This is a genomic window from Bradyrhizobium sp. ORS 86, from assembly GCF_045571475.1.
Classification (GTDB): domain Bacteria; phylum Pseudomonadota; class Alphaproteobacteria; order Rhizobiales; family Xanthobacteraceae; genus Bradyrhizobium.
The window spans coordinates 2,884,308-2,898,825 of record NZ_CP120699.1; the positions used below are offsets into that span (position 1 = coordinate 2,884,308).

Sequence of the window (14,518 nt, forward strand, 5' to 3'; positions counted from 1 at the left end):
TGTTCACGCAATCCATTGATATATTTGTCGAAATGACCAGGCTTGATGTTCTCGCCGGATTTGGCAGCCCGCGCGAAACTGCCGTGCGGAGGCAGAAATTGCCGGGCCGTTTACGCGCCGTTAACCATAAGGCGGTGATGCTCGGCCCATTCAGGCCCGCGGGATCATCACGATGCGCATCTATGGACCGAACGGCACCACGCTTGGCACGTCCACCAGCTCGACGCGCCGTACCTCGTCGAGCGGCTTCGCGCTGCCGGACGCTGCCTCGGTTCCGGAGGAGGTCCGCTCCGCCGCCGCGCCGAAGGCCGCGACCAGTCTCGATGCGCTGCTGGCATTGCAAGGCGTGGAAGACCCGACCGAACGCCGCAAGCGCTCGGTCGCTCGTGGCCGGGGCGCGCTCGACGTGCTCGACGACCTCAAGCTCGGGCTGCTCTCCGGCAACTTCGATGCCTCGACCGTGAGCCGGCTGCGCAGTGCGGCGGCGAGCCTGAAGGAATCCTCCGGCGATCCCGGCCTCGATGCCGTGCTGGGCGAGATCGAGCTGCGCGTCGAGGTCGAGCTCGCCAAGGCCGGCCAGCACTAGATCCCTCCGCCATCCAACCTGTGCTCAGGCTGCGAGCGCCTTGCGCTGCGCGTCGTAGCGGCGCTGCGCCGCCAGCACCTCCTTCAAATTCTGCTCGGCCCAGTCGCGCAGCGGATCGACCGCAGCGGCCAGCGTCAGCCCGAGCGGCGTGATCGAATATTCCACCGTGACTGGCACGGTTGCGATCGCCCGGCGGCGCAGCAGTCCGTCACGCTCCAGGCTCTTCAACACCTGCGATAGCATCTTCTGCGAAATGCCTTCGATCGCGCGGCGGAGCTGGTTGAACCGCATCGGCTCGTCACGCAGCAAGAGCAGGATCAGCACCGCCCACTTGTCGCCGACGCGGTCGAGGATCTGACGCGTCGGGCAATTGGCGGAATAAGCATCCGGTTTCAGGCTGGCGGCTTTCATCGCGGTTACTCCGGCGTAATCAGGTGACGCGTAAGTGCGTTCTTCACACCTACATCCAATTGGCTATCTAGTCACCATCGGAAACTACATAATCGGAGACTCTGATGAAGATCGCCATTGCCGGCGCATCCGGCCGGGCCGGCTCGCGCATCACCGCGGAACTGTCCCGCCGCGGCCACACCGTCACCGCCATCGCCCGCAATCCCGAGAAGATCGCCGCGCTGCCCAACGTCACCGCCAAGAAGGGCGACGTCCACGACCAGGCTGGGCTCGCCGCGCTGTGGGCCCGCCACGACGCCGCGATCAGTTCGGTGCACTTCCTGGCGAGCGATCCGGTCAAGCTGATCGGGGCGGCCAAGCAATCCGGGGTCGGCCGCTATCTGGTGGTCGGTGGAGCCGGCAGCCTCGAAGTGGCGCCAGGCGTCCGGCTGGTGACGACCCCGAACTTCCCGGCCCAGTACAAGGCAGAGGCGCAAAAAGGCGCCGAGTTCCTCGATTTGCTGCGGCAGGAGAGGGAACTCAACTGGACCTTCCTGTCGCCCTCGGCGCTGTTCGTGGACGGCGAGCGGACCGGCAAGTTCCGTCTGGGGACGGACCAGCTTTTGACCGCGGGCGACGGGAAAAGCTGGATTTCCTTCGAGGATTTCGCAGTTGCACTCGCCGACGAGATGGAGCGCCCCGCGCACATCCGGAGCCGTTTCACGGTCGGTTATTGAGAGCCCAGGGTGCGCCACGCGGGGGCCGGATAAGGTTGCCTGTGCAAGGCCTTGGGGGCAGACCCGCTTTGGCGGTGGCAGATATTGTCTGTCACATGTCGTGGCTATATAAGGCGCCGCGCGGAGGGGAGCTGTTCCCTCCGCCTGACAGGGACATGGCTGCCTTTGGAAAAGCTGAAGAACTACCGGCCGACTGAAAAAGAGCCTTTCATGAATGAGCGGCAGCGCGAATATTTCCGCGCCAAGCTGCTGGCCTGGAAGGACGAGATCCTCCGCGAATCGAAGATCACGCTGCAAACGCTCCAGGAAGAGAACGTCAATCACCCCGACCTGGCCGACCGCGCGTCCTCGGAAACCGACCGTGCGATCGAGCTCCGCGCCCGCGACCGTCAGCGCAAGCTGATCTCCAAGATCGACGCGGCGCTCCAGCGCATCGAAGACAACACCTACGGTTATTGCGAAGAGACCGGCGAGCCGATCTCGTTGAAGCGGCTCGAAGCCCGCCCGATCGCAACGCTGTCGGTGGAGGCGCAGGAACGCCACGAGAAGCGCGAGAAGGTCTATCGCGACGAGTAGTGGCGGCGGATCGCCACGCATTGCTTCCGGCGCGCACCGGTTGTAGGTTCGCGCCGCCATGATGACACACACTCTCAACATCGCTTCGGCCTTCTTCCTGGCCCGCTGATCCCGCTCCCGCGAGGGAGCCCGCTTCCGCCGGGAAGAGCTGATCAGCCCCACAGGCTTTGCCTGGCGGGATTCCAGCGAATCGAACGAGCCGGCCGAATTCCGCGCATCGCGGAGCGTCGATGGCTGGCGACAGATTGAGAGACAATCATGAACGATCGAGACGACGCGCGGGCACTTGGCGACGCGCAAATCGCACATTTCATCGAACAGGGTTTTGTCAGGATTGACAATGCCTTCCCGCGGGAACTTGCGGAGCAGGGTCAAGCCATCATGTGGCGTGACCTGCCGTGCAGCGCGCATGATCCATCGACCTGGACCGAGCCGGTGATCCGGCTGCCCGGATATGGCGGCGATCCGTTCCGGCAAGCGATCAATACGCCGGTACTGCATCGGGCCTTCGACCAGATCGCAGGTCCCGGCCGCTGGAGTCCGCGCGACAACATCGGCACGTTCCCGGTGCGCTTTCCGCATCCGGATGATCCCGGCGACACCGGCTGGCATGTCGATGTCAGCTTTCCCGGCGACGATTGCGATCCGAGCGAGCGGCACGACTTCTCCGCCTGGCGGGTCAACATTGTCTCGCGCGGCCGGGCGCTGCTGATGCTGTTCCTGTTCTCCGACGTCGGCGAGGACGATGCGCCGACGCGGATCAGGGTCGGCTCGCACCTCCCGATGGCCCGCTATCTGGCGCCAGCGGGCGCAGCCGGACGTGCGCGCATGAAGCTCGACAAGGTCGGCGCCGATTGCGACGTCGCGCTGGCGACGGGCGAGGCGGGCACGGTCTATCTGTGCCATCCCTTCCTCGTGCATGCCGCGCAGAAGCATCGGGGGCGAACGCCGCGCTTCATGGCCCAGCCGTCGCTGGGTGCGAGCGAGCCGTACCGCCTCGAGCGCGACGATGGCGCCTATTCGCCGGTCGAGATCGCGATCCGGCGCGCGCTCGGCATGGAGCGAGGCGGGATGGTGTTTGATTGAAGCGGTCATTCCGCAAACGAGGTCGGCCTCTCCCGCTTGCGGGGGAGGCCGGATCACATCGCCAGATGTGATCCGGGTGGGGCTATCTCCGCGACATGACTCGTCGTGATATCCTCGCCGTTGCCGGTGGTACGATGCCGCGCCGCCGCCGAACCCTGGGAAAGGGCAGAAACATGAGCACGGTGTTGGTCACGGGCGGATCGGGGTTCATCGGCACGTATGTGATCCTGCAACTTCTTGCCGCCGGGCACGAGGTGCGGACCACGGTCCGCAAGCCGGATCGCAACAAGGATGTGCTCGCGATGCTGCGCGCGGGCGGTGCGTCCACGCCCGACAGGGTCGGCTTCGTCACCGCCGATCTGCTGCGCGACGACGGCTGGCAGGAGGCTGCGGCCGGTTGCGACTACGTGATGCACGTCGCCTCGCCGCTGTTGACCCACGTGCCCGATGACGAGAACGAGCTGATCGTTCCGGCGCGCGAAGGGACGCTGCGGGTGCTGCGCGCGGCGCGCGACGCCGGTGTCAAGCGCGTCGTCGTGACGTCGTCGTTTGCCGCGATCGGTTACGGCCATCCGCCGCGATCGGCGCCGTTCGACGAGGCGGTCTGGACCAATCTCGATGGCGACGACGTGCAGGCCTATCCGAAATCCAAGACGCTGGCCGAGCGCGCGGCCTGGGATTTCATCGCCCGCGAGGGCGGCGCCCTCGAACTTTCCGTCGTCAATCCGACCGCCGTGTTCGGGCCGGTGCTCGGCCCCGACTTCTCCAGTTCGATCGGCATCGTCAAGGCGCTGCTCGACGGCGCGATGCCGGCGGTGCCGCGGATCTATTTCGGCCTGGTCGACGTGCGCGACGTCGCCGACCTGCATCTGCGCGCCATGACTTCGCCCCAGGCAAATGGCGAGCGCTTCCTTGCGGTCGCCGGCGAGACCATGTCGGTGCTGCAAATTGCTCGCGTGCTGCGTCAAAAGCTCGGCAGCCGGGCGCGGCGGGTGCCGCGGTTCCAAGCGCCGGACTGGCTGATGCGGCTTGCGGCGCGGCGCAATCCGCTGGCCCGGGCGGCCCTGCCCCTGCTCGGCAAGGTCAGGCGGGCGACCAGTGCGAAGGCGCAAGACCTGCTCGACTGGCGCCCGCGCGGCAACGGGGAAATGATCGTTGCGACCGCCGAAAGCCTGATCAGGCTCGGCCTGGTCAGGTCGTGACGGTGCGCACAGCCCGGCGCGCTTGCCAGACCTCTCCCTGAGTGGTGAATTGCCACGAGCAGACAGAACCTCAGGGAGGCTGCGCCGATGGATAGGATCCTCGCGGCCGCAAAAACGATCGCTACCGCCCGCCGCAGCCGCGCGCCGCTGAAGGCGTTGCCGAAGGATATCGTGCCGCGCGACGAAGCCGAAGGCTATCGCGTCCAGCGGGCGGTGCACGATCTGCTGCGCGGACAGGCCGGCAGTCTCGTCGGCTACAAGATCGGCTGCACCAGCGCGGTGATGCAGGAGTATCTCAACATCTCCCATCCCTGCGGCGGCGGCGTATTCGAGAAGGTCGTGCACGACAGCGGCGCGCGATTGCAGGTGACCGATTATGTTCATGTCGGCGTCGAGTGCGAGATCGCGGTAAGACTGGCGCGCAATCTCGCGGCGGGCGAAGCGCCGTTCACCGCCGAATGGGTGGCGGAGGCGATCGAGGCCTATTGTCCGGCGATCGAGATCGTCGACGACCGTTATGTGAAGTGGGAGACGCTCGGCGCGCCAACGCTGATCGCCGACGATTTCTTCGCCGCCGGCTGTGTGCTCGGGGAGGCGGTGCCGCGCATCTCGGGGCTCAATCCGCTGCACGTCACTGGACGCGCGATCGTCAACGGCGAAGAGGCGGGACGCGGCTCCGGCGCCGATGTGCTCGGCCATCCCCACAACGCGCTCGCCTGGCTCGCCAATCATCTCGCCGCCGAAGGCAAGGGCCTGCACGCAGGCCAGATCGTGCTGACCGGCAGCCTGGTCAAGACCGTTTGGCTGAAGGCCGGCGACAGCGTCGTGATGGAGCTCGATGGACTCGGCACCGTCGAGGCGACGTTCACGTGAAACAGCACATCTCCGTATCAGGAGATGGCTCCACATATGCGCTGTCGTCCCTGCGAAAGCAGGACCCATAACCACCGATGGTCATTGATGCGTGTCGCTGGAATGACGAGTCCCGTTCATAATGCCCGCTGCGGGGTATGGGTCCCTGCGAAAGCAGGGACGACAGTGAGTTTGTTGCCCCATTCCGCGAACACGCATCACACCATCAATTCGACCTTGCCGTCGCGAAGCCGATAGATGCCCCCGACGACCTTGAGCTTGCCCTGGTCGACCGCGGCGCTAAGGATCGGCGTCGCCGACTTCAGCTTGCTGATGTTGTCGATCACGTTCTGCCGGGTCGCGTTCGCCAGGAGGTCGCCGGGCTTGCCTTCGCTTGCCTTCACCGCGGGCGCGATGGCCTTGATCAGCGATGGCAGATGGCCAGGCAGGGTGCTGTTGTTCTTCAGCGATTTGATGGTGGCGTCCACCGCGCCGCAACTGTCGTGGCCGAGCACCATGAACAGCGGCACGTTGAGCGCAGACACCGAATATTCCAGGCTCGCGACCTCCTCGTCGCTGGCAAAATTGCCGGCGACGCGGCAGACGAACAGGTCACCGCGGCCGCTGTCGAACGCATATTCCGGCGCGATGCGCGAGTCGGCGCAACTCAGGATGCCGGCAAAGGGGTTTTGACCGCCGGCCAGCGCCTCGCGCTCATGCTTGAAATCGTGCCGGCGCGACACGCCCTCGACATAGCGGGCGTTGCCTTTCATCAGCCGGTCCAGCGCCGCATCCGGCGACAACACGTTCTGCGGCTTCGGCGGCGGCTTGGTCTCCTTGCCGAACACGGGCGGCGCGAAGGCAAGGCTGGCAGCGATCCCGCCGGCTGCGGCGATGAAGCGGCGCCGCGAAGTTCGGGTGAGAGCAGAGGCATCGCAGACTTGGCACATGAGGGTTCTCCATGGCGACGGCGACATCGCTGATGAATTTATGTCATTGCGGGCGAAGCGAGGCAATCTGCGTACCGCCGTCATACCTGCGCATACACGGGGTCCGGTACGCTGTGGTCTTTCACTGCTGCCTCTGAAAATATTGGATGCTGTTGTGCCTCAACAGGCTCCCGATCGTCGTCCTGGCGAAGGCCAGGACCTATCACGACCCCGTTGCCGATGAACGGGATGGCGGCCCCGGCGTCTTGCGACAACTGACATTCGGGGTAATGGGTCCCGGCCTGCGCCGAGACGACGCTGGGGATAGGTCTTGCTCGATGTCTCAATGCCGTCATTGCGAGGAGCCAACGGGTCGCGCGAACGCGCCCGATCACAAGCTCCGCGACGAAGCAATCCATTGCTTCGCTTGCGGCGGGACGGATTGCTTCGCTTCGCTCGCAATGGCGGCGTGAGGCTTCGGATTCGTCTGTCAAACAGCGCGGTGTCGTCACCCGCGAAGGCGGGTGACCCAGTATTCCAGAGACGCTGGTGCTTGAGCCGAGAGGCTGCGGCGTACTGGATGCGCGGGGCATGACGACGGAGGATGTGGCTCGCATTCTCGCGACATGATGAGTCCGAGTCTTGCATGTCATTAATATTTTCGTCGCGCGGGCTTGACAGGTTTCTGACTGAGTTGCCCGTCGATGGACAAACCGAGCACCGCCTGGAACGGCGGGCACGGCGCTGCGCGCCTTCGCCACCTTACTATTCTGATGGCGCCCTGGCGCACCTCGCTCGGAGGAATAGGGACATCCGCCGGTTTAGAGGCCGAGTATGCAGGAAGAGCCGTCGGCACCGGGACTTCTACGGATAGACTAGGTTCGAGGCTGCGCCTTCAATGAAGCATTGTTCTTAATCGTATTAGCGGTTGCGCCGAATGGCAGCCGTCGCTGGACGTCAGTTTGAACATATCGCCTTGGGCGCCCGGCGGCTTGGATGAAGCGCTTCCGTTCCATCTGGGAGCATTCCGATGATTGACCAACGGACCGCGCCTTACGCTGCTTTCGTTTTGCGGATTACGATTGCCGGCCTCTTCCTGGCCGCGCTCTACGGGAAATTCATCTTGAGGCCGATCAGCCTTTGGTGGAACGGCCTGCTGAAGGCCGGCTATCCGGAATGGGTGCTGACTTACACGTTGAGCGCGGAGTTCGCGTCGGCGGTGCTGTTGCTGCTCGGCGTCTATACTCGCTGGGTCAGCTTGTACACGTTGCCGATGATGCTCGGGGCGACGCACTTCTGGATGGTCCGCAAGAATTTTTGGTTTGTCGAAGGCGGATGGGAAATGCCCTTCGTTTGGGCGGTGATGTTGGTCGTCCAGGCGCTTCTCGGTGATGGGGCTTTTGCGGTAAAGGTGCCGGCATTGCCTTGGGAGCGTCGATTGCAAAAAGCTCCTGCTTGAATTCGCACGAGTCTCAGTTGTCCGTGCCGATGCGCTCGACGTTGTCGTTAGCTTCGCCAGGTGCCGGATTGGCGCAGCGGGGATCGCCAAATTCTATGGCGATCGCTGCGCGTGCGGGCAAATCAACGCACCTGCCGCGGCGGCGATAACCTTCGGGTTATTGCTAGGCCGCCGCCTGTTTCGCGGACGATGCCGCCGGGAAGGACTCTTAAGTCTTACCGCTAAGTCTTAGCGCCCATATTTCGGCTTGACTGATCCATAGCTGGATGGTTATACGTTAATCCATAGCCAGCGGGTTATGGATTGATGTCTAAAGCTCACGACGTGCTGTTCAGAACACTCGCCGATCCAACAAGGCGGGCCATTTTCGAGCGGCTGTGCCGCAACGGAGAGCAGACGGTCGGAGCCCTGACCGTGCATGTCGGCATCTCGCAACCGGCCGTCTCGAAGCATCTCGGTGTGCTGAAGCAGGCCGGGCTGGTGCGGGATCGCCACGAAGGCCGGCAGACCCACTACAGCGCGCAGCTTGGTGCGCTGGCTCCGCTGATCGACTGGACCAGCCAGATGGCCGGCTTCTGGCAGAACCGGTTCGACCACCTCGAAGATCTGCTCAAAAGGATGGACCAATGACCATGCAAGCGACCGAAACGCGCTCCGCCATCGTCGAACGTGAGTTTCCGCACCCGCCGGAAAAGCTCTGGCGCGCGTTGACGCAACCGCATCTGATCGAGGAATGGCTGATGAAAAACGACTTCAGGCCCATCGTCGGACACAGCTTCAATCTGCGCGGCGAGTGGGGCGGCGTGCTGGATTGCAAGGTGCTGACCGTCGAGCCGAACCGGACGTTGGCCTACACCTGGAATTTCGCGCATGAGGACCCCGCTTACAATCTGGAGAGCGTGGTGACCTTCACGCTCACGCCCACCGCCGGCGGCACTCACCTGCGCGTCGAGCAGGCCGGCTTCCAGCCGCATCACAAGCAGGCCTTTGGCGGCGCTCACGCCGGATGGAAGCAGTTCCTTGGCAAGCTCGATGAACTGCTGGCGCGGGGAGACTGACGTTCGCCGCGCGCGAGGTGGGCCGCCGCGTGGCGGCTCGCCGATCCCTATCAATTCGTCTCAGCAGGAGGTCATATTGAACTGGAATAACTGGATCCGGCAGTTTCATCGCTGGCTGTCGATCGCCTTTACCTTGGCCGTCATCGTCAACATCGTCGCCATGATCCAACAGCAGCAAGCACTCTGGATCGGCTTGCTGGCGCTGTTCCCACTCATCCTGCTGTTGCTCACCGGCCTCTACATGTTCGCGCTGCCTTATGCCGCGAAGTGGCGCAGCGGATATGCCGTGAGCGGAGCGGTGCGCACCGAATAGCCGCACGACATCGAGGGCGGCGAGGATCACACGAGACATGTCGCCGCTCTCGACTTTTGCCTCGAACCCGGTATCACGGTCGTGGTTTCATGACGCGGGACCACACCACGAGGTATTAATGACCCCATCGGAACGCATCGACCGGATGATCGCGGAGCTCACGGACTGGCGCGGTAAGACGTTTGCCAACATGCGCAAGGCCATCCTCGCCGCCGACCCGGAGATCACGGAGGAATGGAAGTGGATGGGAAGCCCGGTGTGGTATCGCGATGGAATCATCGCGGTCGCCAATGCCCACAAGGGCAAGGTGAAGCTGACCTTCATGCACGGTGCGAGCCTTCCCGATCCCGACAAGCTCTTCAACGCCGGGCTCGAAGGCAATGCGCGGCGCGCGATCGATTGGCTCGAGGGCGATAAGATCAATGAACGCGCGTTGAAGGATTTGATCCGCGCCGCAATCGCGTTCAACCAGGCGAAGGCGAGGAAGCCGACGAAGAAGGCGGCTGCGGTGGCAGGCGCGCCGGCGCGGAAGAGCAAGAAAGCGTGATGCTCTCGCGGTCGTCGTCGTGGGTCGACGAGCCGCGCATCCTTAAATGGCCCGGCCCCTATGAACGCCGGCGAGGCGCACGAGAGAAGCGCCGGCCAGCATCCACAGCGGATTCAAGTCTGTGAAGACGACCAGGCCCGCGGTGCTGCCGTTGCCGGCGCTCATGCCATCGTATGCACGATCACCGGACCTGCGACCGCGCTGGCTTGCCCGACCAGCAACGGACCGAGATTGTCGTCGATCCAGGCCAGCGCGCGACGGTTGGCCTCCTCGGCGCCGGCGTGGTTGTTGAAGACACTGATTGCGGTCACCGTGTCGTCGCCGGCATAGACCACGTAATAGGCCATGAAGCCTTCGACGTCGCTGATGATCGGGATCGCTCCCTCCTTGATCCGGCGCGCGAGTTCTTCGGCGGTGCCGGCTTTCGCCTTGGCCTGACGGATGGCGGCATACATGGGGATCCTCCTTCCGGCTGCATCGATCGGGCTGCGCTTCGCGCATGCGCGATGGTACGCCGGCCCGGGCTGAGACGCCATCGGCATCGGGGCGGGGATCAGCCGAAGCGCTTGCTTGCGAACGGGTTTGCCGCGCGGCGGTCGGACGGGAGTTTCGGCAGTCTTGCCACATCCGTCTGCGACAGTGTGGGTTTCGGGCCGGGCGCGGGAGGTTGCTCCTGCTGCTGCAGGAACAGCGTGGCTTCGAACACGACGCCGGGCGCCTGCCTCGCCGTGCCGGAGCAGACCGCGCGGTTGCCGTTGAAGCAGCCGGTGAGCTGCGCCTCGACCTCGTCGCAACCGAACACGGTGGTCGGGCCGTCGGCATATCTGCGCGTCGTCAACGTCGCGGTGAAATGGTCGTTATCGAGCTGATAGGAGCCGCCATAGACGAACACGGCGTCGCCGCCGCTGATCCTGCCGTTTGAGAGATGGACTATTCCGGTGCCTTCGCCGCGCGGCGTCCGGAACCACGCCGCATATTGACCGTCTCTGAGCATGGCCGTTGAACTGCAACCCCTGCGTGGTCGTCTAGCTAATTTGCAATCGCGTGAATCGCCACTGCGCTCTGCCGCGAAGGTTAACCGACCAAGAAGACAGCCGCGCAACTTGTTCGCAATGCAGGAAAGCCGCGGCCTCCGTCAGGGGAGCTAACGGAGGCCGCGTCGGTACACCGCGCCGCGCCTAGGTTCGCGACGTGATGTGGGAGCTCGTAAAAGGTCAGAACGGTAGCAGGACGTCCATCACCTGTTGGCCGTAGCGCGGCTGTTGCACGTCGGTGATCTGGCCGCGGCCGCCATAGGCGATGCGGGCCTGCGCGATCTTCGAGGAGTCGATGGTGTTGTCGCTCTGGATGTCCTCCGGACGGACGATGCCGGCCACGATCAGCTCGCGAATTTCGTAATTGACGCGGATCTCCTGCTTGCCTTCGACCACGAGATTGCCGTTCGGCAGCACCTGGGTGACGACGGCGGCGACGTTGGTCTGCAAGGCTTCCTGCCTGTTCACCGAACCCTTGCCGTCGCTGTTGGACGTCGAATCGGTGGTGAGGATGCGGCCGGGCAGGATCTTGTTCGCCTGCGTGATGGTCTGCGAGCCCAGGAAGTTGGTGATACCGGAATCTTCCGTGCTGGTGCGGCTGCGCTGCGTCTCGTTGGCGATCGCAGCCTTGTCGGTGAAGTTGACGGTGACGGTCAGGATGTCGCCGACGCGCGCGGCGCGCTGGTCCTTGAAGAAGGCCCTGGAGCCGCTTCGCCACAGCGAGTTGGGGCTGTAGGAGGCGACCTCGGGCTTCGGCATCGGCATCTGCACCGGCTTGTAGCCGGGCTGCGTGGTCGGATTGTCGATCGCCGAAAGCTTCGGCTGCTCGCCGATCTGGGAGAGCCGGTCGATCGACGAACAACCGCTGGCGATTGTGCCGAGCGCGAGCAGGGCGCCGGTCAGGACAAGACGGTTGATACGATACCAGGACATGAACTTTACTCGGCGTTTGGAGCGACTGAACTGAGCTTGACGGGAGCTGACGTTGATGCGTCGGTGTCGGCGACCGGCACAGGGCGAGGGGTCGCAACCGCGATCGAGACCTCGCCGCGGCCGGTGACGACGCCGGAGATGACGCGCTTGGACTGCAAATTCATCACGCTGACGACGTCGCCCTCGGCGCCGTTGTCCATCGCCTTGCCGCGGATCGTCAGGTAGAGGCCGCCGTTCTGGTAGGCCAACGTGACGTTCTGGTCGCGGGTGACGAGATCGGGCTTGGCGAGATCGGCGACGCGCAGGGCGCGGCCGGCGCCGAGCTGGCGGCGGACCTGCATGCCGACCGCGCTGTCGCGCACCGCCGCATCGCTGCCAACCTCGGCCTTCGGACGGCGCTCGATTACAACGTCCGAGCCCTTCAGCACATCGCCGCGCTCGACGCTACGAGTCAGGATGGCGGCCTCGACGGTTTCGATCGCGGTGCCGGTGAAGCGCAGCTTGACCGGCGCGCTACCTGCGTCGTTGCCGATCTCGAAGCTGACGTCGAAGCGCGTGCTGCGTGGATCGTAGCGCACGGCGATCGGCTGCAATGCCCCGGTGCTGGTGGCTTCGAGCCTGACATCGCCGGGATCGCGGTCGAAGGTCAGGGCGATGTCGGCGGCATTGCCGAGGCCGTGGCGGCGCTCGAGCGCGCGCGCGACCTGCTGCTCGATCTCCTTGGTGTCGATGGTGCGCGCCAGCCGCGTGACGGTGACCTCCTTGAGGTCGCGGGTGTCGACGCCGATGATCTGGCGCGCGCGCAGCGTGGTCAGCACCTGGGCCACCGGCAGCGTGCCGGTGGTGCCGAGATCGGGTGCGCGATAGATTGCGATCGAGGCGGCGCTGCCGGCATTGTCGACGAGGTCGCCGACCCGCACGATGTCGTCCGCGACCGTGACGCTGGCGCGCAGCGTCGGCGCCGCGATGCTTTCGCTTTGGCTTTGCGCGATTGACGCGGTCGCGGTGACGGCGAGCAGGGCGGCGACGAGGAGCGGGCGGGCGATCATCGACATCATCCTCAGCGGAACAGGTTGGCGGTCGACTGCATCATCTGGTCAGCCGCGGAGATCACCTTGGAGTTCATCTCGTAAGCGCGCTGCGCGGCGATCAGATTGGAGATTTCCGAGACCACTTCGACGTTGGCCTGCTCGAGGTTGCCCTGTTGCATGTCGCCGTAGCCATCGGTGTTGGCGGTGCCATCCTGCGGCTGGCCGGAGGCCGGGGTCTCCGTGAACAGGTTGTCGCCGATCGGGTTCAGCCCGGCCTTGTTGATGAAGCGGGTCAGGCCGATCTGGCCGATCGTGGTCGAGGCGGTCTGGCCGGGCAGCGTCACCGAGACCTGGCCCTGCGTGTTGATGGTGATGCCGGAGGCGTTCTGCGGGATCGTGATCGTCGGCTGCACCGGGTTGCCCTGGGCGTTGACGATGCGGCCCTGGTTGTCCATCTGAAACGAGCCGTCGCGGGAATAGGTGAAGGTGCCGTCCGGCATCAGGATCTTGAAGAAGCCTTCGCCGCGGATCGCGATGTCGAGATCGTTGCCGGTCGGCGACAGCGTGCCCTGGGTCATCATCCGCGGCGTGCCGACGGTCTTGACGCCGCCACCGAGGTCGATCCCGACAGGCAGGATGGTGTTCTGCTGCGAGGCCTGCGCGCCGACCCGGCGCACATGGTCGTAGATCAAATCCTGGAACGCGGCGCGCTGCTTCTTGTAGCCGGTGGTTTGCAGGTTCGCGATGTTGTTGGAGATCACCTGGACGTTGAGCTCCTGGGCGGCCATCCCGGTCGCAGCGGTATAGAGTGCGCGCATGGATCAGCCTCCGATCAGGTCGGGACGTCGGCGAGCTTTTCGATCGCCGACTTGTGCAGGTCGCTCTGCTGCTGCAGCAGCGAGGCGATTTGGGTGTAGGTCCGCGTGATCTCGATCATGCGGCTCATCTCGGTGACGGAATTGACGTTGGACTTCTCGATGAAGCCCTGGCGCAGCACCGATTGGGTATCGACCACCGGCACGGCGCCTTCGCCCGGCGCGTAGAGGTTGGAGCCTTCCTTCAGCAGGCGCTGGGCGTCCGGGAACGACACCAGGCGCAGCCGGCCGCGCACCGAGTCGAGCGTGGAGGTGCCCTCGACCACGGTGATGTTGCCGTCGGGAGCGATGCTGATGTCGTGGTCGGTCTGCTGGAAGGTGATCGGGCCGGAGCTGCCCAGCACCTGGTAGCCGTCGGCGGTAACGAGCTGGCCCTGATTGTTGATCTGCAGATTGCCGTCGCGGGTGTAGCGCTCGCCGCCGGGCGTCTGCACCACGAGGAACGCGCTGCCGTCAATTGCGACGTCGAGCGGGTTCTTGGTCTGCTCGGTCGAGCCCTGCGAGAAATCGTGGAACGTCGCGCGGTCCTGCACGAAGGAGACGCGGCGGTCGTTGCCGGCGAAATTGTCCTCGTGCGCGCTCGACGACAGATATTCCTGGAACAAGGACCGGTCGGCCTTGTAGCCATTGGTGTTCATGTTCGCGATGTTGTTGGCAACGACATCGATCTGCCGTTCCAGCACCATCTGCTTCGACAATCCGATCAGAAGCGTGTTCTGCATCGGCGGTTCTCCCCTGTGAGTTGATCCGATGCAGGGGCTCTCCCAAGCCTTCACCCCGGACCGTCGTTAACCTTGGGGTTCTCCCAAACCCGCGGGTTACGCCAATCCCTTAGCGAAAGCCGTGCCAAGTCGAAATGTGATGGTGTTTTAATGGGTTAGATATGCGGTCGAGCCCTCTGCGGGGCGGC

The 14,518-nt window shown here is 64.4% G+C and carries 19 protein-coding genes; 11 read left to right on the top strand and 8 right to left on the bottom strand.

Translation table 11 applies throughout. The features are described from left to right. Positions 1 to 172 precede the first annotated feature (172 nt). Entirely contained in the window at positions 173 to 586 is a 414-nt protein-coding gene (locus tag P6U25_RS12930; RefSeq protein ID WP_407151552.1) for a flagellar assembly protein FliX, read from the top strand. A 24-nt stretch (positions 587 to 610) separates the two neighbouring features. Here P6U25_RS12930 and P6U25_RS12935 read toward each other — a convergent pair whose 3' ends face one another. Next, the gene (locus P6U25_RS12935) at positions 611 to 997 is read right to left on the bottom strand and encodes a winged helix-turn-helix transcriptional regulator (RefSeq protein ID WP_407151553.1); all 387 of its coding nucleotides are present in this window, start codon (positions 995 to 997) and stop codon (positions 611 to 613) included. Positions 998 to 1,101: 104 nt separating this feature from the next. Here P6U25_RS12935 and P6U25_RS12940 point away from each other — a divergent pair, with 104 nt between their 5' ends. From P6U25_RS12940 to P6U25_RS12960, 5 genes are all read left to right on the top strand, one after another. Further along, on the top strand, positions 1,102 to 1,713 hold the full coding sequence (locus tag P6U25_RS12940; protein ID WP_407151554.1) for an NAD(P)-dependent oxidoreductase: 612 nt from the start codon (positions 1,102 to 1,104) through the stop codon (positions 1,711 to 1,713). Positions 1,714 to 1,923: 210 nt separating this feature from the next. Further along, the gene (gene dksA / locus P6U25_RS12945) at positions 1,924 to 2,289 is read left to right on the top strand and encodes an RNA polymerase-binding protein DksA (RefSeq protein WP_197082755.1); all 366 of its coding nucleotides are present in this window, start codon (positions 1,924 to 1,926) and stop codon (positions 2,287 to 2,289) included. Between the two features lie 258 nt (positions 2,290 to 2,547). Beyond that, entirely contained in the window at positions 2,548 to 3,375 is an 828-nt protein-coding gene (locus P6U25_RS12950) for a phytanoyl-CoA dioxygenase (protein ID WP_407151555.1), read from the top strand. A 173-nt stretch (positions 3,376 to 3,548) separates the two neighbouring features. Then, positions 3,549 to 4,577, top strand: coding sequence for an SDR family oxidoreductase (locus P6U25_RS12955; RefSeq protein WP_407151556.1), 1,029 nt, complete (start codon positions 3,549 to 3,551; stop codon positions 4,575 to 4,577). A gap of 87 nt (positions 4,578 to 4,664) precedes the next feature. Continuing rightward, positions 4,665 to 5,450 carry a 2-keto-4-pentenoate hydratase gene (locus P6U25_RS12960; protein WP_407151557.1) on the top strand — a complete coding sequence of 262 codons (786 nt, stop codon included), beginning with the start codon at positions 4,665 to 4,667 and terminating at the stop codon, positions 5,448 to 5,450. A 197-nt stretch (positions 5,451 to 5,647) separates the two neighbouring features. Here the strand turns inward: P6U25_RS12960 and P6U25_RS12965 are convergent, their stop codons facing one another. After that, the gene (locus tag P6U25_RS12965) at positions 5,648 to 6,379 is read right to left on the bottom strand and encodes a carbonic anhydrase (protein WP_407151558.1); all 732 of its coding nucleotides are present in this window, start codon (positions 6,377 to 6,379) and stop codon (positions 5,648 to 5,650) included. Between the two features lie 1,009 nt (positions 6,380 to 7,388). Between P6U25_RS12965 and P6U25_RS12970 the strand changes: the two genes are divergently transcribed. The 5 genes from P6U25_RS12970 (at position 7,389) to P6U25_RS12990 (ending at position 9,735) form a co-directional block, all read left to right on the top strand. Continuing rightward, positions 7,389 to 7,817, top strand: a complete 429-nt coding sequence (locus tag P6U25_RS12970) for a DoxX family protein (RefSeq protein WP_407151559.1) — start codon at positions 7,389 to 7,391, stop codon at positions 7,815 to 7,817. Between the two features lie 306 nt (positions 7,818 to 8,123). Next, positions 8,124 to 8,447 carry an ArsR/SmtB family transcription factor gene (locus P6U25_RS12975; RefSeq protein WP_407151560.1) on the top strand — a complete coding sequence of 108 codons (324 nt, stop codon included), beginning with the start codon at positions 8,124 to 8,126 and terminating at the stop codon, positions 8,445 to 8,447. Further along, a complete protein-coding gene (locus tag P6U25_RS12980; protein ID WP_407151561.1) occupies positions 8,444 to 8,875 on the top strand; it encodes an SRPBCC family protein in 432 nt (143 codons plus the stop codon). Before P6U25_RS12975 ends, P6U25_RS12980 begins: the two co-directional genes overlap by 4 nt. 76 nt (positions 8,876 to 8,951) lie before the next feature. Next, entirely contained in the window at positions 8,952 to 9,188 is a 237-nt protein-coding gene (locus P6U25_RS12985) for a hypothetical protein (protein ID WP_407151562.1), read from the top strand. Positions 9,189 to 9,306: 118 nt separating this feature from the next. Beyond that, positions 9,307 to 9,735: a DUF1801 domain-containing protein gene (locus tag P6U25_RS12990; RefSeq protein WP_407151563.1), complete on the top strand. Its 429-nt coding sequence runs from the start codon at positions 9,307 to 9,309 to the stop codon at positions 9,733 to 9,735. Positions 9,736 to 9,896: 161 nt separating this feature from the next. On the opposite strand, the gene P6U25_RS12995 is transcribed toward P6U25_RS12990, so the two are convergent. From P6U25_RS12995 to flgF, 6 genes are all read right to left on the bottom strand, one after another. Beyond that, a complete protein-coding gene (locus tag P6U25_RS12995) occupies positions 9,897 to 10,190 on the bottom strand; it encodes an antibiotic biosynthesis monooxygenase (protein WP_280976967.1) in 294 nt (97 codons plus the stop codon). A gap of 98 nt (positions 10,191 to 10,288) precedes the next feature. After that, positions 10,289 to 10,729, bottom strand: a complete 441-nt coding sequence (locus tag P6U25_RS13000; RefSeq protein ID WP_407151564.1) for a hypothetical protein — start codon at positions 10,727 to 10,729, stop codon at positions 10,289 to 10,291. 220 nt (positions 10,730 to 10,949) lie between these two features. Continuing rightward, the gene (gene flgH, locus P6U25_RS13005; RefSeq protein ID WP_407151565.1) at positions 10,950 to 11,702 is read right to left on the bottom strand and encodes a flagellar basal body L-ring protein FlgH; all 753 of its coding nucleotides are present in this window, start codon (positions 11,700 to 11,702) and stop codon (positions 10,950 to 10,952) included. Positions 11,703 to 11,707: 5 nt separating this feature from the next. Continuing rightward, on the bottom strand, positions 11,708 to 12,760 hold the full coding sequence (gene flgA, locus P6U25_RS13010; RefSeq protein WP_407151566.1) for a flagellar basal body P-ring formation chaperone FlgA: 1,053 nt from the start codon (positions 12,758 to 12,760) through the stop codon (positions 11,708 to 11,710). 2 nt (positions 12,761 to 12,762) lie between these two features. Continuing rightward, positions 12,763 to 13,551 carry a flagellar basal-body rod protein FlgG gene (flgG, locus tag P6U25_RS13015; RefSeq protein WP_407151567.1) on the bottom strand — a complete coding sequence of 263 codons (789 nt, stop codon included), beginning with the start codon at positions 13,549 to 13,551 and terminating at the stop codon, positions 12,763 to 12,765. A gap of 14 nt (positions 13,552 to 13,565) precedes the next feature. Beyond that, positions 13,566 to 14,330, bottom strand: coding sequence for a flagellar basal-body rod protein FlgF (gene flgF / locus P6U25_RS13020; RefSeq protein ID WP_407151568.1), 765 nt, complete (start codon positions 14,328 to 14,330; stop codon positions 13,566 to 13,568). Positions 14,331 to 14,518 lie beyond the last annotated feature (188 nt).